Consider the following 20,944-nt stretch of genomic DNA (forward strand, 5'->3'; position numbering starts at 1 on the left):
CCCGGCATTACATGACGAAGGCTGCGACGCACCGGCTTCCCGCGGCCCGATCCTGCCCGCTGGTCTCCGGCCGCACGCAGCCTCGTTTGTTCTTGACCCTCGCCGCCAGCGACTGACTGCGCATGCAAATTTATTCACAGGGTTTGTTTCTTGCTATTCCTTGTAATGTCACAGGAGCAATCGATTTTACCGTGAGAAATATTTGTCTATAATCAATTATAGATGTAAATTTTGCCTCAAAGCAAGCAATAACTGCCTCATTAATTTGCAGATTAACTTTCTGCGGGGAAATTACGGGATCGCCGTGACTTGCATGGAAAAAGTCACGAATACCGAGAATTTATGCGTGATGCGGCATTTTTGTGATGGCTTCCAGCAACAATCCAGCATCGCCGAGCGCCAGTTTTTTCGAGTCCGACAAGGTTTGCCGAAACGAGCGGGCGCCCGGTAAACCTTGCATCAAACCGAGCATGTGGCGCGTGATGCTGTTCAATTTCAGCCCCTTCTTTCCCTCCTTGTCCAGTTGCGCGCGAATGTATGGAATCATCGCTGCGAGGATTTCCTCGCGGGTCTTGACAGCGCTGTCGTCGCCGTAATAGCGCTGGTCGAATTGCGCCATCGAATACGGGTTGTGATACGCCTCGCGGCCCAGCATCACGCCATCCAGGTGCTGCAAGTGCAAGTCGATCTCGGCCAGCGTCTTGATGCCGCCGTTGATGATGAATTCGAAGTCAGGAAAGTCGCGCTTCAAGCGGTAGGCGTAGTCGTATTTGAGCGGCGGCACTTCGCGGTTTTCCTTCGGGCTCAAGCCTTTCAGGATCGCATTGCGCGCGTGCACGATAAACGTCTTGCAGCCGGCGCCGGCCACCGTGCCGACGAAATCGCGCACGAAGTCGTACGACTCGGTATCGTTGATGCCGATCCGGTGTTTCACCGTGACATCGATGCTGACCGCGTCGCGCATCGCCTTGACGCAATCGGCCACCAGCTGCGGTTCGGCCATCAGGCAGGCGCCGAACGCGCCCTTCTGCACCCGCTCCGACGGGCAGCCGCAATTGAGGTTGATTTCATCGTAGCCCCATTGCTGGCCCAGCCTGGCGCTGGCGGCCAGATCAAACGGGTCGCTGCCGCCCAGCTGCAGCGCGACCGGATGCTCTTCGTCGTTGAAGCGCAGGTGGCGTTCGACGTCGCCGTACACCAGCGCGCCGGTGGTCACCATCTCGGTGTACAGCCAGGTATGGCGCGTGATCTGGCGGTGGAACAGCCGGCAATGGCGGTCGGTCCAGTCCATCATCGGGGCCACCGACAGGCGGCGCGAAGGCAAGGTTTTGGTAGTCACGGCAACAACTCGCTAAAAAAATGGGGCTAAAACACCAAACCCGCTGGCGCATCACCGGTTAAAGTCATGCGGCACAGCGGGCCCGGTACGTCACCGCCACGGAGGGCGGCAACGCTTTGTCATACGATCGGATTACGATTCGCGCGATGCTTTTTTACGCTCGTGCTCTTTCAGGAAACGCTTGCGCAGGCGGATCGATTTCGGGGTGATTTCCACCAGTTCGTCGTCCTCGATGAATTCGACCGCGTATTCCAGCGACATCTGGATAGGCGGCACCAGGCGCACCGCTTCGTCGGTACCCGACGAACGCACGTTGGTCAGCTGTTTGCCCTTGATCGGGTTGACCACCAGGTCGTTGTCGCGCGAGTGGATACCGATGATCATGCCTTCGTACACCGGGTCATTATGCGATACGAACATGCGGCCGCGGTCTTGCAGTTTCCAGATAGCGTAGGCAACGGCGGCGCCGTCGTCTTGCGAGATCAGCACGCCGTTGCGACGGCCGGCCATTTCGCCACGGCTGTTGTCGACTGCCGCGTATTCGTGGAACACGTGGCTCATCAGGCCGGTGCCGCGGGTCAGGGTCATGAATTCGCCCTGGAAGCCGATCAGGCCACGCGCAGGGATCAGATACTCGAGACGCACGCGGCCCTTGCCGTCCGATTCCATGTTTTGCAGGTCGCCACGACGACGGCCCAGTTCTTCCATGACGCCGCCCTGGTTGGCTTCTTCAACGTCGACCGACAGGTTTTCAAACGGCTCCTGGCGCACGCCATCGACCATCTTGAACACCACGCGCGGACGCGATACGGCCAGTTCGAAGCCTTCGCGACGCATGTTTTCGATCAGAATCGTCAGGTGCAGCTCGCCGCGGCCCGATACTTCGAAGATCGTGTCGTCGTCGGTTGGCGCCACGCGCAGGGCAACGTTGGCTTTCAATTCTTTGTCCAGACGGTCGCGCAATTGACGCGAGGTGACGAACTTGCCTTCGCGGCCAGCCAGCGGCGAGTTGTTGACCATGAAGTTCATGGTCAGGGTCGGCTCGTCGACGGTCAGCATCGGCAGCGCTTCCGGGGTATCCAGTGCGCACAGCGTCGAACCGATGCCGATTTCGTCGATACCGTTGATCAGGCAGATGTCGCCGGCGACCGCTTCGTCCACCAGCACGCGCTCCAGGCCCTTGAAGTTCAGCACCTGGTTGATGCGGCCCTTGATCGGGGTGGCGCCTGGACCATCGATGACCAGCACGTCCTGGCCGACCTTGACGGTACCGCGGTTGACGCGGCCAATGCCGATCTTGCCGACGTACGAAGAGTAGTCCAGCGAGGTGATTTGCATTTGCAGCGGGCCTTCCGGATTGTCGTCACGCACTGGAACGTGTTCCAGGATGGCGTCGAACATCGGCTTCATGTCGCCGCCGCGCACGTCTTCGGTCAGGCCGGCGTAGCCGTTCAGGCCCGAAGCGTAAACGATAGGGAAATCCAGTTGCTCGTCGGTCGCGCCCAGTTTGTCGAACAGTTCGAACGTCTGGTTGATGGCCCAGTCCGGGCGCGCGCCTGGACGGTCGATCTTGTTGACGATAACGATAGGCTTCAGACCCAGTGCCAGCGCCTTGCGCGTGACGAAACGGGTTTGTGGCATCGGGCCTTCTTGTGCATCGATCAGCAGCAATACCGAGTCAACCATCGACAGTACGCGCTCTACCTCGCCGCCGAAGTCGGCGTGGCCTGGGGTATCGACGATATTGATGTGGGTGCCTTGGTACTCAACGGCGCAGTTCTTCGACAGAATCGTAATGCCGCGCTCCTTTTCGAGGTCGTTCGAGTCCATGACACGCGTGTCGACCGCCTGGTTTTCACGGAAGGTGCCGGACTGGCGCAGCAGTTGGTCAACCAGGGTCGTTTTGCCGTGGTCAACGTGGGCGATGATTGCGATGTTGCGAATTGCGCGTTTTGTATTTGACATGGTCGTAGTAGTTACTGAAAAACTGCGGAGTGCGTACGGAGGTGTACGGGATACCCGAATGCTAATCTGTTTCCGGAACCGCGCAGTATAGCATGTTGCGTTGCAGCGCTATTTTAAAATTGCTGGCGGTTGCGGCAGTCGGGGGGTTACAACAACAAGCCAGCAGACTGCGCTGGCCCTTCTTGATTTAATTCGGTGGATGCGCCGTGGCGATCAACCGTTCCGGCGCCAGGATGGCATATTCCTGTAGCTGGCCGGTGCCCAGCAAACGCGGGCCGTGATACACCCGCACCCGGCCCGGATCGTCGGGCACGGCCACGTTTTCCTTGCCCAGCGCGATGCGCTGGCCGTGCAGGAAACGTTTCGCCAATGCATCATCCAGCAGGATGGCCGGGAAACTCGACAGCAAGGCGTCGACCGGCTCCAACAGGCCCAGCGGTTCGGCGTGGGCGGTCAGCGCGTCGAGCGTGATCACGCCGGCTATCGTCAGCGTACCGACCTTGGTGCGGCGCAGCGCATTCAGGTGCGCGCCGCAACCCAGCGCCGCGCCGATGTCCTCGCCCAGCACGCGGATATAAGTACCCTTGCTGCACATGACCGACAACGTCAGGAACGGCGCTTCATAACTGATGAATTCCAGCTGGTGTATCGTTACCGGGCGCGCTTCGCGTTCCAGCGTGATGCCGGCGCGCGCATATTCATACAGCGGCTTGCCGTCGCGCTTGAGCGCCGAATACATCGGCGGCACTTGCATGATGTCGCCACGAAAACGTTCCAGTACAGCATAGATCTGTTCGCGCGTCACATCCACTTCGCGCGTGGCAAGCACCGCGCCTTCGGTATCGCCGGTATCGGTGCTCACGCCGAGGTGCACCACGGTCTCGTACGTCTTGTCGGCTTCCAGCAAATCCTGGGAAAACTTGGTCGCTTCGCCAAAGCACAGCGGCAGCAGGCCGGTCGCGAACGGATCCAGCGTGCCGGTATGGCCCGCCTTTTTCGCGTTCAGCACGCGCTTGACCTTGATCAGCGCGTCATTGCTCGACCAGCCGACAGGCTTATCGAGCAGCAATACGCCATCGACCAGGTCACGCACCCGCTTGATGCCGGGCGGTCTTGTCAAGCCGGCCACCGCTTATTCCGCGTCCGCTTCAGGTGCGGCGTCCGGCTTGACGTCCGGTTCGGCGTCAGCCGCGCGGGTCGCGTTGGCCTTGTCGATCAACAGCGACATTTCCATGCCGCGCGAGGTCGATGTGTCGTGCACAAAATGCAGTTGCGGCAAGGTGTGGATGTGCAAACGCTTGCCCAGCAAGCCACGGATGTAGCCGGACGACGACGTCAATCCTTCGATGGTGTTCTTGATGGCTTCCTTGGTATCTTTCAACATCGTGAAAAACACCTTGGCGTGCGCATAATCGGGCGTGATCTGCACTTCGGTGATGGTGACCATGCCGACGCGCGGGTCCTTGATTTCGTAGGCGATGATTTCCGCCAGGTCGCGCTGGATCTGGTCCGCTACGCGCAAGCCGCGCGCCGGCATGGTTTTGCTATGTTTTGCCATGATGAATACTACTTTTCCTAAGTGCCGCAGGGCGCATGGTCCAAAACGGTTGCCCGCCCGGCCCATGCGCCCCACGTGTTTCGCGCGGACATCGATATGTCCGCGCCGATACTGATTGGATTACAGCGTACGCGCGATTTCCTGGACTTCGAACACTTCCAGCACGTCGCCGACTTCGATGTCGTTGTAGCCCTTGAGCGACAAACCGCACTCGAAGCCCGAACGCACTTCTTTCGCGTCGTCCTTGAAACGTTTCAGCGAGTCGATCTCGCCGCTCCAGGTAACGATGTTGTTGCGCAACAAACGTACCGAAGAACCACGCTTGACGACACCGTCGGTGACCAGGCAACCGGCGATCGCGCCCACTTTCGAGACCAGGATGACCTGGCGGATCTCGACCGAACCAATGATGCTTTCGCGTTTCTCTGGAGCCAGCATGCCGGACAGCGCGCTGCGGACATCGTCGATCGCATCGTAGATGATGTTGTAGTAACGAATATCCACGCCGTTCGACTCGGCCAGCTTGCGGGCTTGCGCGTCGGCACGGGCGTTGAAGCCGATGATGACCGCTTTCGAGGCCACCGCCAGGTTGACGTCGTTTTCCGAAATGCCGCCGACCGCCGCATGCACCACCTGGACCCGGACTTCCGAGGTCGACAGTTTTTGCAACGATTGCACCAGCGCTTCCTGCGAACCTTGCACGTCGGTTTTGATGATCAATGGCAAGTTTTTGACTTCGCCTTCGGCCATCTGGTCGAACATGTTTTCCAGTTTCGACGCTTGCTGTTTCGCCAGTTTCACGTCGCGGAACTTACCTTGACGGAACAAGCCGATTTCACGCGCCTTGCGCTCGTCAGCCATGACCACCACTTCTTCGCCGGCTGCCGGCACTTCGGTCAAGCCCTGGATTTCGACCGGGATCGACGGACCGGCTTCATTGATCGGCTTGCCGTTTTCATCCAGCATGGCGCGCACGCGGCCATACGAGGAACCGGCCAGCACCACGTCGCCGCGGCGCAGGGTACCCGATTGCACCAGGATCGTCGCGACCGGGCCACGGCCCTTGTCGAGACGGGACTCGACCACCAGGCCGCGCGCCGGCGCGTCGACCGGGGCGCTCAATTCCAGCACTTCGGCTTGCAGCAATACCTGTTCCAGCAACTCGTCGATACCGGCGCCGGTCTTGGCCGACACTGGCACGAATGGCGATTCGCCACCGTATTCTTCCGGCACCACTTGTTCGGCGACCAGCTCTTGCTTGACGCGGTCCAGGTTGGAACCCGGCTTGTCGATCTTGTTGATCGCCACCACCAGCGGTACGCCGGCTGCTTTCGCGTGGGCAATCGCTTCCTTGGTTTGCGGCATCACGCCATCGTCCGCTGCGACTACCAGGATCACGATGTCGGTTGCTTTCGCACCACGGGCACGCATCGCCGTAAAGGCTTCGTGACCTGGGGTATCCAGGAAAGTGATGATGCCGCGCGGCGTTTCGACGTGATAAGCGCCGATGTGCTGGGTAATCCCGCCGGCTTCGCCCGACGCGACCTTGGCGCGGCGGATGTAATCGAGCAAGGAGGTCTTACCATGGTCGACGTGACCCATGACGGTGACCACCGGAGCGCGCGGCTTGGCTTCGAAGTGCGCGTGCTCGCCGTTGTCGGCCAGCAATGCTTCAGGATCGTCCAATTCGGCGGCAAATGCCTTGTGACCCATTTCTTCCACCAGAATCATGGCGGTTTCCTGGTCCAGCACCTGGTTGATGGTGCACATTTGGCCCAGTTTCATCAAATGCTTGATGACTTCCGATGCCTTGACCGACATTTTATGGGCCAGTTCGGCGACGGTGATCGTCTCCGGCACGTGGACATCCTTGATGACGGCTTCGGTAGGCGCCTGGAAATTGGTTTCACGGTCTTCGTGGTGCGCAGAACGACGGCCCTTGGCGCCACCGCGCCAGCTGTCGCGTCCGCCCGCAGGGCCGCTATTGCCGCGTGGCTTGGCTGCGCCAGGCGCACCGCGTTTTTTCGCGTCGTCCGACCAGGTCGACGAGACGTTCGCCGACTTGATCGATTTCTTGTCGGCCACGGCCGGCTTTTTATCGCCAGGCTTGTCGCCCGGTTTTTTATCGGCAGGCTTGTGCAGCGTGCCTTCCGGCGCTTTCGGCTTGACCACGGCGGCGGCCACCGGAGCCGGTTCCGGCGCCTTGATCGCGCGGCGCGGCGCATTCATCATCGCCTTGATTTGCGCAACTTCGTCGGCCACGGCTTTACGGGCGCGTTCGGTCGCTTCCGCTTTTTCAGCGGCTTCCTTGGCTGCCTGGGCAGTCGCGGCGGCTTTTTTCTTCGCTTCTTCGGCGGCCAGGCGTTTTTTCTCTTCGCCGGCGGCGTCGTCGGCAACCGCAGGGGCACCCGCCGCTACGGCGGCGACCGCGGTGGCGGCCTTGGCGGCGGCTTTCCTGGCTTCCGCTTCGGCTTCTTTCTTCGCATTCAATTCAGCTTGCTGGGTGGCCTTGGCTTGCGCCTCTTTCTCGGCATCCAGCTTGGCCAGGCGTTCCTGCTTTTCGCGCAGGTCGGCTTCCTGGCGGGCGATCAATTCAGCCTGCTTGCGGGCTTCCTCTTCACGGCGCGCCACTTCAGCGTGGTCGATCACCGGCGCGGCCGGCGCCACTGGCGCAGGGGCCGGTGCCACGGCTTCGTCGCGCTGGACAAAAGTGCGTTTCTTGCGTACTTCAACCTGGATCGTGCGCGACTTGCCGGTGGCGTCAGCCTGCTTGATTTCTGTCGTTTCCTTGCGGGTCACGGTGATTTTCTTTTTCTCAGTGTCAGCCGCTGCGCCATGGGTGCGGCGCAGATGATCCAAAAGCTTGTCTTTATCATCTTTCGACAATGGATCTGACGTCGAACTTTTTTCGACGCCGGCAGAACGCAGCTGCGTCAGCAGCAAATCTGCAGGCATCTTCAGTTCGGTGGCAAATTGGGCTACGTTGTTACTCGCCATTCAGTCCTCTTTTCTATGTGTCGCGGAGATGATAAAGATACTCAAATTAAGCCTTTGCGGATTCGGCCAGACTCCATGCCTTGGCTTGCAGCGCCTTGGCACGATCGTCGTATTTCGAGTCAACCAACTTCATCTCATCGTCGGTCACATCTTTAAATTCACTCTTAATCAGTTCACGCGCACGGTCCGCAGACAAGGCCAGGATTGCGCCAAATTCGTCGTATGCCAGTGCTGCAAATGCTTCAACGGTCTTGATACCAGCCAGACCCAGCTTGCCGGCGGTGACGCGGTCCATCGTATCCAGACCCACCAACGCCTCGTCCATGCCTTCCAGACCCTCTTCCGAAGCGATCGCTTCGGTGACCAGCGCATCGCGCGCCCGGGTCCGCAATTCATTGACGGTATCTTCGTCAAACGATTCGATTTCCAGCATTTCGGAAATTGGCACGTAAGCGATTTCTTCCAGACTGGCGAAACCTTCTTCCACCAGAATATCGGCGACTTCCTGGTCGACATCGAGTTTTTCCATGAACAGGATGCGCACGGCAGCCGTTTCCTGGGCAGACTTGTCGGCCGATTCTTCGGCCGTCATGATGTTGATTTTCCAGCCGGTCAATTCAGCCGCCAGGCGCACGTTCTGGCCGGAACGGCCGATCGCGATCGCCAGGTTTTCTTCATCGACGACCACGTCCATCGCGTGTTTTTCTTCGTCGACCATGATCGACGACACGTTCGCCGGCGCCAGCGCGCCGATGACGAACTGCGCCGGATCTTCCGACCACAGCACGATGTCGACGCGTTCGCCGCCCAGTTCGCCGGTAACGGCCTGGACGCGCGAACCGCGCATGCCGACGCAGGTACCGATCGGGTCGATGCGCTTGTCGGCGGTGTAGACGGCGATCTTGGCGCGCACGCCGGCGTCGCGGGCGGCCGATTTAATTTCCAGCATGCCTTGTTCGATTTCCGGCACTTCCAGTTCGAACAGCTTCATGATGAAGTCCGGCGCGGTGCGCGACAAGATCACTTGCGGGCCGCGCATATTGCGGTCGATGCGCAAGATGAATGCGCGGACCCGGTCGCCGATACGCAAATTCTCTTTCGGGATCATCTGGTCGCGCGGCAAGCGGGCTTCGATCTTGCCGGACTCGACGATCGCGTCGCCGCGTTCCATGCGCTTGATGGTGCCGGTGACCAGCGCATCGCCGCGCTCCAGGAAGTCGACCAGGATCTGTTCGCGCTCGGCGTCGCGGACGCGCTGCAAGACCACCTGCTTGGTGTCTTGGGCGAAACGGCGGCCGAATTCGACCGACTCGATCGGTTCTTCGATGTGGTCATCGACTTCGATATCGGCGATCTGTTCTTTTGCCTCGAAGTGCAGGATCTCCTGATCCGGCAATTGCAGGCCCGCCTCATCGGGCACCACGTGCCAGCGGCGGAACGATTCAAACTCGCCCGAATCGCGGTCGATCGAAACGCGGATGTCTACTTCACCCTCATAACGTTTCTTCGTGGCTTGCGCCAACGCGAATTCAAGCGCGCCGAAAACGACATCTTTATCGACGTTTTTTTCGCGCGCCAGCGCGTCAACCAATAATAAAACTTCGCGGCTCATGCTTTGCGTCCCTTAAAATCCACCTGTGGCACCAAACGTGCCTTATCCACGTCGGCGAGCGTAAACTCCAACATCGCCGGACCATCCTTACCTTCAAATTCCAACGACAAATTATCGCCCACGGGTTCTTGCAAGATCCCCTGGAACGATTTACGGTTGTTCGTACCCGGCATCGCCGCACGCAGCTTGACGATGGCTTCATGGCCGGCGAAACGGATGAAATCTTCCATCTTGCGCACCGGGCGGTCCAGCCCCGGCGATGAAATTTCCAGCCGTTCGTACGGCACGTTCTCGACCGTCAATACATGCGACAACTGGTGGCTCACAGTAGCGCAATCCTCGACCGTGATCGGGCCTTTTTCTTCGGCGTCCGCGGCGCTGAAATCGATGAAGACGCGCAGCAGTCCGCGCTCGGCCCGTTCGACATCAACCAGCTCGTAGCCCAGACCAGTCACCGTCTTTTCAATTAATCCCAACTGCTGCAAGAAAATTCTCCAGAATAAGGCCGCCTTAGCGACAGATGGCCCCGAATGGAGCCACATTAATTCACATCAAACGGTTCAACAAAAAAAAAATGGGCATCTGCCCATCTTCTTGTGTTTCCAACCAGATGAAAGCACTCCCCACCAAACCACCCTGCGGAGAACTTTTATTAGGCTGCAGATTATAACCTCTTATTAACTTCGCTGCAATGCCGCAAAGCGCATGTATGCGCACTGCCAGCGCCATTACAACACTATCAAGAGATTACGGCGGCCCGGCGCACCGCGCCAGGCCGCCACAAGATACTGGCTGCTTAACCCTTGCTGCGGCGGCGCGGCATGCCCTGGTCCATGCCGCCGCGCGGCTGGCCTGAACGCGGCTGGCCCTGGCCGCCGGACGGATTGCGGCGCGGGCCGGTATTGGCGAAGCCGAGCGCGGTTTGCAATGGGTCCGGCTGGCGCGAACGCTGCGGCGCGCGGCCTTCGCCGCCCGGACGGCCCTGCCCCTGCGCACGGCCCTGCCCTTGCGGACGGCCCTGGCCTTCGAAAGGCGCCGCGGAAGCGGACGAGCGCGGCTGGCCGGCGAACCCGCCACCCTGGCCACGGCCCGGACCACCCGGACGGCCCTGACCGCCACCTGGACGGCCCTGACCCTGCGGACGGGCGAACTGGCCTTGCGGCTGGCCACGGCCCGGACCACGGCCGGCGACCGGGAATGGATCCGCGTTGCGGTTGCTGACGTCGATGCGGTTGCCGTTCGGCTCGCGCTCGCGGCTTTCGCGGCCCTTGGCGGCGGCTGCCGCGCGCGGGTCGCCGGAAGCCGGCGTTTTTTTCTCGATGCCGTAGGCGGCCAGCAGGTCGCGCACGGTATTTTCTTCCATTTCTTCCCAGCGGCCGCGCTTCAGGCCGCTCGGCAAGGTCATCGCGCCGTAGCGGGTACGGATCAGGCGCGACACGGTCAGGCCGATCGCTTCGAACATGCGGCGCACTTCGCGGTTACGGCCTTCGCCGATGATCACGCGGTACCACTTGTTGATGCCTTCGCCGCCGCCGTCGGCGATCTTGGAGAATTGCGCCATGCCGTCTTCCAGCTCTACGCCGGCCAGCAATTTCTGGCGCATGCCCTCTTCCAGTTCGCCCAGCGTGCGCACCGCGTATTCGCGGTCGATGCCGTAGCGCGGGTGCATCAAACGGTTGGCCAGGTCGCCCGAGGTGGTAAACAGCAGCAAGCCTTCGGTATTGAAGTCGAGCCGGCCGACCGCCAGCCATTTGCCGGCCTTCATGGTCGGCAGGCGGTCGAACACCGACGGACGGCCGTCCGGATCGTCATGGCTGACGATTTCGCCGGCCGGCTTGTGGTACACCAGCACGCGCGGCGGCTTCTTGCTGACGCGGCGTTGGATCAGCTTGCCGTTGATGCGGACGTGGTCGGTCGGCAGGATGCGCTGGCCGATGTGGGCCGGCTCGCCGTTGACCGACACGCGGCCGGACACGATCAAGTCTTCCATGTCGCGGCGCGAACCGAGGCCGGCTTCGGCCAGCACCTTGTGCAGCTTCGGCGCATCGTCGTCGGAAGTCAGGTCGCGGCGCACCACGGCTTTTTGCGGACGGCCGCGGCCGGTATCTTCGCTGTCGAAGGCGTCCGACGTGACGAACGAAAACACCTCGTCGGCATCGCTGGTCCGGGTTTGAATATCCTTGTTGCGGCCGCCTTTCTTGCGGCTCTTGCCGGCATCCTTGCCGGCGCCGCGCACGTCATTGCGGCGCTGCGGACGGGCCGGCGCGACGGCGATCGCATTGCCTTCGGCATCCAGCACCGGCGCGGCAACAATTGCAACCGCGGCTGCAGCGACCTCAGCCTCCGGGCGCACGTTGCGCTGGTTGCGCGGCTGATTGACGCGCGGTGCGCGCTCAGCTTGCTGGGCGCGCATCTGGCGCGGACCACGCGGCGCGCGTTCTTCGCGCGGCGCGGCGGTGTCGCCTGCGGCTGCACTTGCAACGACTTCAACAGCGCTTTCAGCAGCGACTTTCGGCGCACGCGGCGTCCGCGGCGCACGGGCCGGCACAGCATCCGGGGCAACCGCGGCTGCCACCGCCGGCGCTTGCGCCTGCACGTCAACCTGGGCGGCCGGTTTGGCGCGCGTTTTTTTCACTGGCGCCGGGGCGCCGGCATCGGCAACCGCTTCGGCGGCGGCATCGGCCTTGGCGCGGCGCTTCGGTTTGGCCGGCGCGGCGCCATCGGCGGTCGCCGCCGCGGTATCGGCCTCGATCTGGGCCTTGGTGCGGCGTTTCGGTTTTACCGCGACGGCGGCGGCATCGTCGGGCGCGCCATGGGCGGCGGTCACTGTCTCTGGTGTATTCGGATTAGTCATTATTCGTTTCTTGGTTGTGCTGACCTGGCGCAGCGTCAACCGTTAATTCTGGCGCAGGGTCGTGAGTGAAGGCTTCAACGATAGAAGCATCGGGGGCGGCATCAGGGCTTGCTGTCACATCGGTCACAGCCAGATCGCTACCTGCACCAACATCTGGTGCAACTTCGCTTGTTGCCATTTCTTTTGGTGTTTCCGGCAAAACCGGGGTCTCCAGCGTTCCAGGGGACTCGACAAGCTCCACCGGATTCGCCGCTTTTTCAAAATTCTCTTGCAAGGCCGCTTCCAGGGCTTCCATTTCCAGCCCGCTGCCCTGCATTTCGCTGATTTGCTGCAACGGCGGCAGCTGGGACAGCGCATTCAAACCCAGGTCATCCAAAAACTGCTTGGTAGTGGCCAGCAAGGCCGGCCGTCCCACCACGTCGCGGTAGCCGATCGCATCGACCCAGCCGCGGTCTTCCAGCATCTTGATGGTTTGCGAATTGACCGCCACGCCACGGATTTCCTCGATATCGCCGCGCGTCACCGGCTGGCGGTAAGCGATGATGGCGAGGGTTTCCAGGGTTGCCCGCGAATACTTCGGCGGCCGCTCCGGCGTCAAGCGGTCCAGGTACATCTTCATTTCCGGACGGCTCTGGAAGCGCCAGCCGGTCGCCAGGCTGACCACTTCCACGCCTTTGCCGGCCCAGTCGTCGCGCAACTCTTCCAGCAGTTGCTTGATGGTGTCGGCGCCGACGCCGACGCCGCGCGCGCGGCCGTTATCGTCGATATCGACGAACAGCTTTTTCAGGCTGTGGATCGACAATGCTTCACGAGCGCACAGCAACGCGGTTTCGAGGACTTTTTTAGCCTCTATTGTATTCATAGCAATTCTGTGCGGATGTGTATTGCAATTCGTCTGCAAACAAAGAAATCAAAACAAATCGTATCAACGGAACAGGATCAGGCATCGGTGGATGCCGCCTTTGCACTACACGTTGAGGCTGTTTTCCGACGCCCTGGCCGATGCGCGCCGAGCGGGAATATTACAGATGGAGAGAAAAGTACCCTGCCATCGACGACGCCGATTAACTGCATCTGGCTAGCCGTTGATTTCAAAGCGAAACGCGATCCCGACCAGCAGCCTTGACGGCTGTTGCGCGATTCACTTGCGTGAACAGCTGACTGGGCGGCAGACGCCGTTTCATCCAACGACGCCAATTGTACCCGATAAAAGCGGGAAAAGCGCAAAACGCCAAAAAACGCCCTGCGCTGTATTTATATGTTGTATTTACACTCTGACGATAAGAACGGTGACGGCCACGATCAAGCCGATGCCAGTTTTTCCGACAGGATCTCCGAACATCCGAGGAAGGCCGGATATTGGGCGGTAATCACGTAAGTGGGCACTTGCGCCATATATTTATGGAAACGGCCTTTTTGCTCGAAACGGGCGCGGAAACCGGAACGGTCGAAGCGCTCGCCGAGGCGCGGCACGATGCCGCCGCCGATATACATGCCGCCCAGCGCGCCCAGCGTGATGGCGATGTTGCCGGCCACGGTGCCCAGCATTTCGCAAAACACTTCGATCGCCTGGTCGCACAGCGGCGATTCGCCGGCCAGCGCGCGGCGCGTGATTTCAGCGGCGGGAATCGGTTCGGCGGCAACGCCGGCCTGGTCGGCCAGCGCGCGGTAAATCAATTCCAGGCCGACGCCGGAAATCAGCCGTTCGGCCGACACGTGATCGAATTCGCGCCAGGCGAATTGCAAGACCTTGATTTCGACCTCGTTCGATGGCGCAAAAGTCACATGGCCGCCCTCGCTTTGCAGCGCGATCCAGCTATTCTTGCTCGGAATCAGTCCCGACACGCCGAGGCCGGTGCCGGCGCCCAGCAAGCCCAGCGCATCGCCTTCGCGCGCCAGACCGCCGCCGACCTGGCGCTTCTGGTCGCAGGTCAGCGCCGGCAGCGAACGGGCCAGCGCGGTGAAATCGTTGACCACGACAAAAGTCTCGAAGCCGCAATCGACGCGTACCGCCTCGATCGAAAAGGCCCAGTCGTGATTGGTCATCTGCAAAAAGTCGCCGTCGACCGGATTGGCGATCGCCACCGCCGCATGGCGCACATCCTGGCCGCCGGCCGCCGCGATATTCGGCAAGGCCAGATACGCTTTCAAGGCGTCGGTGAAAGTGGGGTAGTTCGCGCAAGGCAAGACTTCGACCAGGCCGATCTGCCCCGCCGCCACTTCCAGCGCAAACCGCGCATTGGTGCCGCCGACATCGGCCAGCAGGCGCGGACCATGTTCAAACTTCGTGGCAGAAACTGACGGCACCGGCGGGGACAGATTGCTCATGATATCGAATAAGGGCTAAAGGGCTAAGGGCTGAAAAAAGAGAACGCCATGATGGGCGGCAAGAAGCGGCCAAAATGGAAGCCAAGCTTAATGGATTTATACTGGGCTACGCAAGCAATCTTTGTAGTTTAAGTACAGGATTTGCACTTTTTAAGGGAGAAATGCGAGAAAACAGACATTTATCAAAGGTAGTCAAACTACGTCCGCTCCCCGAAAGCAAGCGCTGACACACCGTTAAGTCCTTGATATTCAAGGAATTTATACGAAAAAGGACGGAATGGCGTGATTTTCAAGCGTGACGACCGCAATTCATGGCTGACTGGCGACAGCCGGCAACGCAGTTGGTATTTTTACTACCAATTCATAGTAAAAATACCGTAGTCGCCGGGCGTGACGATTACAGGCTGCCGGCCAGTCCCGGCGTGACGGCTGGCGCCGGCGGCTCGCTGCCGCGGGTGGCCGCATTCCATGCGTCCAGACCGCCGTGCAGCGGCTTGGCGCGGTGGAATCCATGTTCATGCAGGATTTTTGCCACGTGGGCGGCGGTGACGTCGTTGGGGCAACTGCAATACACGATGATGTCGCTATCCTTGTCATAGGCTTGCAGCACCACCGGTTCGCCGCCGTTAAAGAACAGCGCGCCCGGCACCGCCGGCTCCAGCCCCTGGGCGGTGACGCTGCGCGCATCGACCAGCACCGGTTCCCTGCCCTCGTTGATCATGTCGAGCAATTCCTCGATGCCGATACGGTCGACTTGCAATGCTTGGCGAAAACGTTTGCGTTCGATGTATTTATACAGCAGGAACAAACCCAGCAAGACCATCAGCACGACCAGCGCGGTGGTGCCCATGGTGCTGAGGGTATCGAGCACGCTTTGCACGCTGGCATGGAAATAGGCGCCGATGGCGATGCCCGCGCCGCTCCACAGCAACGCGCCGAGGAAACTGAAACACAGGAATTTTTCCAGCCGGGTGCCCATTGCGCCCGACATCGGCGCGGCGATGGTATTAAAGCCCGGAATGAACTTGGCGACGATCAACGCCTTCGGCCCCCAGCGGTTGAAATTGTCTTCGGTCTGGCTGACGCAATAATCGGGCGACAACGATATCCGGCACAGCAATTTCAAAATCCGCTTGCCAAAATACCGTCCCGCGCGATACCACGTAAAATCGCTGATCATGCACGCCAGCAAAGCTACCCCCAGTACCGAATACCAGTGCATATCGCCATCGACGGCCAGCGCGCCCGCCACGATCAGGATCGGATAGGCGGGTATCGGCAATCCTGCCTGTTCGACCAGGACGATCGCAAACACGATCAGGACGCCGTAATGTTCGAGGAGATGAATGAGGGTTGGCATGTTGGTATTTTATCCCATCTGACCTGATCAAGTATGGGCGTACTCCAGGATTAAGGCAGCAAGCATGCGGCTTGTAGCCATTGCGCAACTTACTTTTTCCTATATATCGACATCCGACATAAACACAAGCCTCAACGATTTTATATGACAACCCAGCCTACCCCGAGGACAACCCCGATGCCCCATCCATATTTCACCATCAACCATCGCGCCGCCATGCTGCTGGCGGCCGCGCTGCCGGCAGTAATACAGAGCGCCCAGGCCGCCGGCCCGTCCTACGGCGTCGAACTGCAAGGTTTCAGCTATCCCCATCCGATCCAGTCGTTCAACTTCATATCGCAGGGCCAGCCGCTGAAAATGGCGTATATGGACGTGGCGCCGAAAGGCACGCCGAACGGCCAGACCGCGGTGCTATTGCACGGAAAGAATTTCTGCGGCGCAACGTGGGAGCAGACCATCACCGCGCTCAGCGAGACCGGCTACCGGGTGGTGGCGCCGGATCAGATCGGCTTTTGCGCATCGACCAAGCCAGAACATTATCAATATACTTTCCAGCAACTGGCCGGCAATACCGCGGCGCTGCTGCAGCATATCGGCGTGACGCGCAGCGTCGTCATCGGCCATTCGACCGGCGGCATGCTGGCCACCCGTTATGCGCTGATGTATCCGCAAGCCGTGTCGCGGCTGGTACTGGTCAATCCGATCGGGCTGGAAGACTGGAAGGCGCTGGGCGTGCCGCACCGCACGGTCGACCAGTGGAACGAGCGCGAATTGAAACTCAGCGCCGAGTCGGTGCGGAACTATGAAAAATCGACCTATTACGTGAATCGCTGGAAACCGGAATATGAGCGCTGGGTCGACATGGTGGTCGGCTTGAACCAGGGTCCGGGCCACCAGCTGGTGGCGTGGAATTCGGCACTGATCTACGACATGATCTTCACCCAGCCGGTGATCTATGAATTCCCGCTGCTGAAAATGCCGGTCGCGCTGATGATAGGCGACGCCGACACCACCGCGATCGGCAGCGACATCGCGCCGCCGGAGGTCAAGGCCAGGGTCGGCCATTACGAAGTACTGGGCAAGCAAGCGGTCAAGCTGATCCCGCAAGGCCAGCTGATCGAATTCCCGGGCCTCGGCCATGCGCCGCAAATGGAGCAGCCGGACGCCTTCCACAAGGAACTGTTGAAAGTGCTGGCCCGGTAATTGATTACGCCGCCGGAGTGGCCATATTTTGACAGGGCGGTTGCCTGTTCGCTCCTGCCCGGCTACCTGGCGATTGGCCAGCCACGCTTATCTGGCCGGCGCCGGGCTCATGCCGCGCGCCGGGGTCGATTGCGAATCGATATCGATATAGCGCCACTCTTCCAGCAAGAAGGGATGCTTCTTGTAGCCCAGCACATTCTTTTGCGCCAGCACATTGCTGACGCTCGCATAGCCGATCAGCACGCCGCCGGTCACTTCCAGCCGGCGCGCCATTTGACGGTACAGCGCGGCGCGTTCCGGGCCGGCCGGTAATGTCTGGCTGGCCACATACCATTGATCGTATTGCGCATCCTGGTAGCAATTATTATTGCTCTGGTAAGAATTCGGGCCGTAAAACGATTGCATGAAACTATCGCCGTCAGGAGTATCGGCGGCCATTGGCGCGTAGAACGCTTGCGACTTGCAATTCTTTAGTTCTTCGATCAGGTCGCCGACTGTTTTCAACTCGGTTTCCATCTGGATGCCGAGCGCGGTATAGGCCTTGCGCCATAACTCGGCGCGCAGCACGCCGGCGCTGCTGCTGACCGATGAAAAATGGATCAGCAGCGGTTTGCCGTCCGGTAAAGTGCGCCAGCCATCCGGGCCTTTTTTGTAGCCGAAGCGGTCGAGCAGCTTGTTGGCCAGCACCGGATCGTATTGCAGCACACTTGTGTAGTCCGGATCGTAGCCAGTCATGCCCGGCGCGACCGGATGGTCCTGGCGCTGGCCCTCGCCACGCAAGGCAATGCGGATTTCCTGATTCACATCGTAGGCCATTGCCATGGCCCGGCGCAACGCGATCTTTTCTTTCGAGAAGCCACCGACTACCGGATCTTTCATATTCCAGTAGTAGGCATTGATGGTCGGGGCCAAAAAGCGCGACAGTTGCACTCCCCTGGCGGCCAGTTCCGGCCGCAGCTTGCCGTCCTGCAGCGCTTTCGCCGCCAGCTCGCCATGCAGCGCGAACAGATCGGCGGCGCCGCTCTGGAACGACAGCCAGCCCGACTGGCCTTCGGTCTGGATGCTGATGTCGATGCGGCCGATCTGCGGCATCCTCTTGCCCTTCATCTGGGACACGATGCGCTGGTCGTCGGGATCGGCGCCAGGCGCGACATCCCAGGTTTCCGGCAAATGGTCGGTATTTTCATCCAATACGATACGGCTGCCGCGCACCCACTCGCCCAATTTGTAAAAGCTGGTGCCGACCGGATTCGACCCGACCGCGCCCTTGACATCGCCATAGCGTTCGACCACTTCACGCGCCAGCGCGGCGGCGGGCACCTGCGCCAGCAGCAGCGCAAAATTGAAATTGGCCTGCTTCAGATGGATGCGCAACGTGTATGGATCGAGCAACTCGAAACCGGCGACATTCTTGTCATAACTAAACTTCTTGTTTTTCCGGGCATCGGCCACCAATTCATCCAGGCCAAGCACCGCATCCTGTAATAAGGTGCTGTTCGGCGAGAACAGCCGCGGATCGGACAAGCGTTTCCAGGAGTACACAAAATCGGCCATCGTCAATGTGCGGCGCTTGCCCTTGAAGGCGGGGTCCGGCGTGAACAACATGCCTTTTTTGAGGCGGATGGTATAGGTCTTGCCATCGGCCGAAATGTCCGGCATCGCGGCCGCCGCTTGCGGTATCACCTTGACCGGACGGGCCAGGTAATCATAGGTGTACAAGGTATCGAAAATGGCGTGTTCGATCACCAGGCTGGATTCATCGTTCGAGGTGGCCGGATCGAGGCCGGTCTCGGCGGCCGGCAAGATGTAATGCAAGACCTTCAGCGGCGCCGGCGCAGGGCTGGCCGCGGCCAGCGTGGGCATCGCGGTCAAGCCGACACAGCCAGCCAGCGCCAGGCGGCGCATCCATGGTGATTTCATTGTAACTTTCATTATGTGCAGCGTGGCCCCGCCAGGGAAAAACCGCCGCAGCGCGCACTGGCGCTCCGGCGGGTGCCGCTACAGCTGCATGCCGCGGGGAATCGCGCCGAGCAGGGTTTGCGTATAAGGATGGGTAGGATTACGGTACAACTCATCCGAATTCGCGATCTCGACCACCGCGCCCTGGTTCATCACCATCACCTGGTCGGCGATATATTTGACCACTGACAAGTCGTGCGAAATGAAGATGTAGCTGAGGCCGAATTCATCCTGCAAATCCTGCAGCAAATTCAAGACCTGGGCTTGCACCGATACGTCCAGCGCCGACACCGATTCATCGCACACCAGGATTTCCGGCTGCATCGTCAGGCAGCGCGCGATCGCGATGCGCTGGCGCTGGCCGCCGGAGAATTCATGCGGATAACGGTGGAATGCTTGCGCCGGCAAGCCGACCTTTTCCAGCAGCCAATAGGCTTTTTCGATGCGCTCCTTGTCGTTGCCGCCGATCTTGTGGATGCGCATCGGCTCCAGCAAGATTTGTCCGACAGTAAAACGCGGATTCAGCGACGCATACGGATTCTGGAAAATAATCTGGATGCGGCGTTTATACGGCAAGTATTCGCGGTCCGGCATGGCGATCAAGTCCTTGCCTTCGAACATGGCGGTACCGCCGGTCGCCTTGTGCAGACGCAACAAGGTCAAACCAACGGTGGTCTTGCCGGAACCGGATTCGCCGACCACGCCGAGGGTCTTGCCGCGCGGCAGGTTGAACGATACATCCTTGACGGCCTTGAATTCGCGCTTGCCGAACAGCCCTTCGCGCAGGTAAAAACTCTTGCTGAGGTTTTTCACCACCAGCACGTTTTCATCGTCCGGCACATAACCCCGGCTGCGTTCGCGCACTTCGATGCCGGGACCGGCGCTGCCATTCAGGTAATCGTTGATGATCGGCAAACGCCAAGGCCGGTGATCCAGCGATGGACGGCAATGCAGCAATGCCTTGGTGTAGGAATCTTGCGGGTCGTCGAATACTTGCCTGACGTCGCCCGTTTCGCGCACTTCGCCATGGCGCATCACGATGACCTGGTCGGCGATCTCGCCCACCAGGCCCAGGTCGTGGGTGATGAACAAGACCGACATCTGGTGTTTCTTTTGCAGCTTGGCGATCAAATCCATGATCTGCTTCTGGATCGTCACGTCGAGCGCGGTGGTCGGCTCGTCGGCGATCAGCAATTTCGGTTCGCAGGCGATCGCCATCGCGATCATCACGCGCTGCTGCTGGCCGCCCGACATCTGGTTCGGATAAGCGTCGATCTTGGTCTTCGGATCGGGAATCCCGACTTCTTCCAGCAATGCCAGCGTGCGGGCGCGGGCTTGCTTGCGGTCCATGCCCATGTGCTGGCGCAATACTTCGGCGATCTGGAAACCGACCGTGAACACCGGATTCAGCGACGACATCGGTTCCTGGAAGATCATCGAAATATCCTTGCCGCACATGTCGCGCCGCTCGGCGATGGACAGTTTCAGCAAGTCGCGGCCGTCGAAGAAAATGCCGCTGGCCGGATCGATGATGGTGTTATCCGGCGGCAGCAGCCCCATCACCGCCAGCGAACTGACCGACTTGCCGCTGCCGGACTCGCCGACCAGCGCCACGGTGGCATTGCGCGGTATGTTGAAGGAAAGGCCTTTGACGGCTTCGAAGGTATTCTTTTTATCGAGCCGGAACGTGACGCGCAGATTGCGCACTTCCAGCAAATTGTCCGGACTCATGGGAGCTTGATTGGTATGTGCTTGATGCATGGCGCTTC

At 60.2% G+C, this 20,944-nt stretch carries 14 protein-coding genes; 1 reads left to right on the plus strand and 13 read right to left on the minus strand.

Translation table 11 applies throughout. The features are described 5' to 3' along the window. Positions 1-340: 340 nt before the first annotated feature. From dusA to GJA_RS19950, 11 genes are all read right to left on the minus strand, one after another. Positions 341-1,339, minus strand: a complete 999-nt coding sequence (gene dusA, locus GJA_RS19900) for a tRNA dihydrouridine(20/20a) synthase DusA (RefSeq protein ID WP_038495734.1) — start codon at positions 1,337-1,339, stop codon at positions 341-343. Between the two features lie 132 nt (positions 1,340-1,471). Beyond that, positions 1,472-3,304, minus strand: a complete 1,833-nt coding sequence (gene typA / locus GJA_RS19905) for a translational GTPase TypA (protein WP_038495737.1) — start codon at positions 3,302-3,304, stop codon at positions 1,472-1,474. Between the two features lie 187 nt (positions 3,305-3,491). Next, on the minus strand, positions 3,492-4,433 hold the full coding sequence (gene truB / locus GJA_RS19910; protein ID WP_038495741.1) for a tRNA pseudouridine(55) synthase TruB: 942 nt from the start codon (positions 4,431-4,433) through the stop codon (positions 3,492-3,494). Positions 4,434-4,436: 3 nt separating this feature from the next. Beyond that, positions 4,437-4,862 carry a 30S ribosome-binding factor RbfA gene (gene rbfA, locus GJA_RS19915; RefSeq protein ID WP_038495744.1) on the minus strand — a complete coding sequence of 142 codons (426 nt, stop codon included), beginning with the start codon at positions 4,860-4,862 and terminating at the stop codon, positions 4,437-4,439. Positions 4,863-4,982: 120 nt separating this feature from the next. Next, on the minus strand, positions 4,983-7,859 hold the full coding sequence (gene infB, locus GJA_RS19920; protein ID WP_038495747.1) for a translation initiation factor IF-2: 2,877 nt from the start codon (positions 7,857-7,859) through the stop codon (positions 4,983-4,985). A gap of 46 nt (positions 7,860-7,905) precedes the next feature. Further along, on the minus strand, positions 7,906-9,471 hold the full coding sequence (nusA, locus tag GJA_RS19925; protein ID WP_038495750.1) for a transcription termination factor NusA: 1,566 nt from the start codon (positions 9,469-9,471) through the stop codon (positions 7,906-7,908). Further along, positions 9,468-9,956: a ribosome maturation factor RimP gene (rimP, locus tag GJA_RS19930; protein WP_038495753.1), complete on the minus strand. Its 489-nt coding sequence runs from the start codon at positions 9,954-9,956 to the stop codon at positions 9,468-9,470. Before rimP ends, nusA begins: the two co-directional genes overlap by 4 nt. A 311-nt stretch (positions 9,957-10,267) precedes the next feature. After that, on the minus strand, positions 10,268-12,325 hold the full coding sequence (rluB, locus tag GJA_RS19935; protein WP_038495756.1) for a 23S rRNA pseudouridine(2605) synthase RluB: 2,058 nt from the start codon (positions 12,323-12,325) through the stop codon (positions 10,268-10,270). Further along, positions 12,318-13,187: an SMC-Scp complex subunit ScpB gene (scpB, locus tag GJA_RS19940; protein ID WP_038495758.1), complete on the minus strand. Its 870-nt coding sequence runs from the start codon at positions 13,185-13,187 to the stop codon at positions 12,318-12,320. Before scpB ends, rluB begins: the two co-directional genes overlap by 8 nt. 440 nt (positions 13,188-13,627) lie before the next feature. Next, positions 13,628-14,653 (minus strand): glucokinase, encoded by a 1,026-nt coding sequence (locus tag GJA_RS19945; protein ID WP_038495761.1) that lies wholly within the window; start codon positions 14,651-14,653, stop codon positions 13,628-13,630. Positions 14,654-15,050: 397 nt separating this feature from the next. Further along, entirely contained in the window at positions 15,051-16,013 is a 963-nt protein-coding gene (locus GJA_RS19950; protein ID WP_038495764.1) for a VTT domain-containing protein, read from the minus strand. Between the two features lie 177 nt (positions 16,014-16,190). Here GJA_RS19950 and GJA_RS19955 point away from each other — a divergent pair, with 177 nt between their 5' ends. Next, positions 16,191-17,216 carry an alpha/beta fold hydrolase gene (locus GJA_RS19955; RefSeq protein ID WP_051781173.1) on the plus strand — a complete coding sequence of 342 codons (1,026 nt, stop codon included), beginning with the start codon at positions 16,191-16,193 and terminating at the stop codon, positions 17,214-17,216. An 87-nt stretch (positions 17,217-17,303) separates the two neighbouring features. Here GJA_RS19955 and GJA_RS19960 read toward each other — a convergent pair whose 3' ends face one another. Continuing rightward, positions 17,304-19,136, minus strand: a complete 1,833-nt coding sequence (locus GJA_RS19960) for an ABC transporter substrate-binding protein (RefSeq protein WP_144241602.1) — start codon at positions 19,134-19,136, stop codon at positions 17,304-17,306. A gap of 78 nt (positions 19,137-19,214) precedes the next feature. Beyond that, positions 19,215-20,906: an ABC transporter ATP-binding protein gene (locus tag GJA_RS19965; RefSeq protein WP_081905506.1), complete on the minus strand. Its 1,692-nt coding sequence runs from the start codon at positions 20,904-20,906 to the stop codon at positions 19,215-19,217. Between the last annotated feature and the right edge of the window lie 38 nt (positions 20,907-20,944).

Source organism: Janthinobacterium agaricidamnosum NBRC 102515 = DSM 9628, from assembly GCF_000723165.1.
GTDB lineage: Bacteria > Pseudomonadota > Gammaproteobacteria > Burkholderiales > Burkholderiaceae_D > Janthinobacterium > Janthinobacterium agaricidamnosum.

Coding starts and splice junctions, on each gene's coding strand:
- typA (WP_038495737.1), bottom strand. CDS start 3,304: ATGTCAAATACAAAACGCGCAATTCGCAACATCGCAATCATCGCCCAC.
- rbfA (WP_038495744.1), bottom strand. CDS start 4,862: ATGGCAAAACATAGCAAAACCATGCCGGCGCGCGGCTTGCGCGTAGCG.
- infB (WP_038495747.1), bottom strand. CDS start 7,859: ATGGCGAGTAACAACGTAGCCCAATTTGCCACCGAACTGAAGATGCCT.
- nusA (WP_038495750.1), bottom strand. CDS start 9,471: ATGAGCCGCGAAGTTTTATTATTGGTTGACGCGCTGGCGCGCGAAAAA.
- rluB (WP_038495756.1), bottom strand. CDS start 12,325: ATGACTAATCCGAATACACCAGAGACAGTGACCGCCGCCCATGGCGCG.
- scpB (WP_038495758.1), bottom strand. CDS start 13,187: ATGAATACAATAGAGGCTAAAAAAGTCCTCGAAACCGCGTTGCTGTGC.
- GJA_RS19945 (WP_038495761.1), bottom strand. CDS start 14,653: ATGAGCAATCTGTCCCCGCCGGTGCCGTCAGTTTCTGCCACGAAGTTT.
- GJA_RS19950 (WP_038495764.1), bottom strand. CDS start 16,013: ATGCCAACCCTCATTCATCTCCTCGAACATTACGGCGTCCTGATCGTG.
- GJA_RS19955 (WP_051781173.1), top strand. CDS start 16,191: ATGCCCCATCCATATTTCACCATCAACCATCGCGCCGCCATGCTGCTG.
- GJA_RS19960 (WP_144241602.1), bottom strand. CDS start 19,136: ATGAAATCACCATGGATGCGCCGCCTGGCGCTGGCTGGCTGTGTCGGC.
- GJA_RS19965 (WP_081905506.1), bottom strand. CDS start 20,906: ATGAGTCCGGACAATTTGCTGGAAGTGCGCAATCTGCGCGTCACGTTC.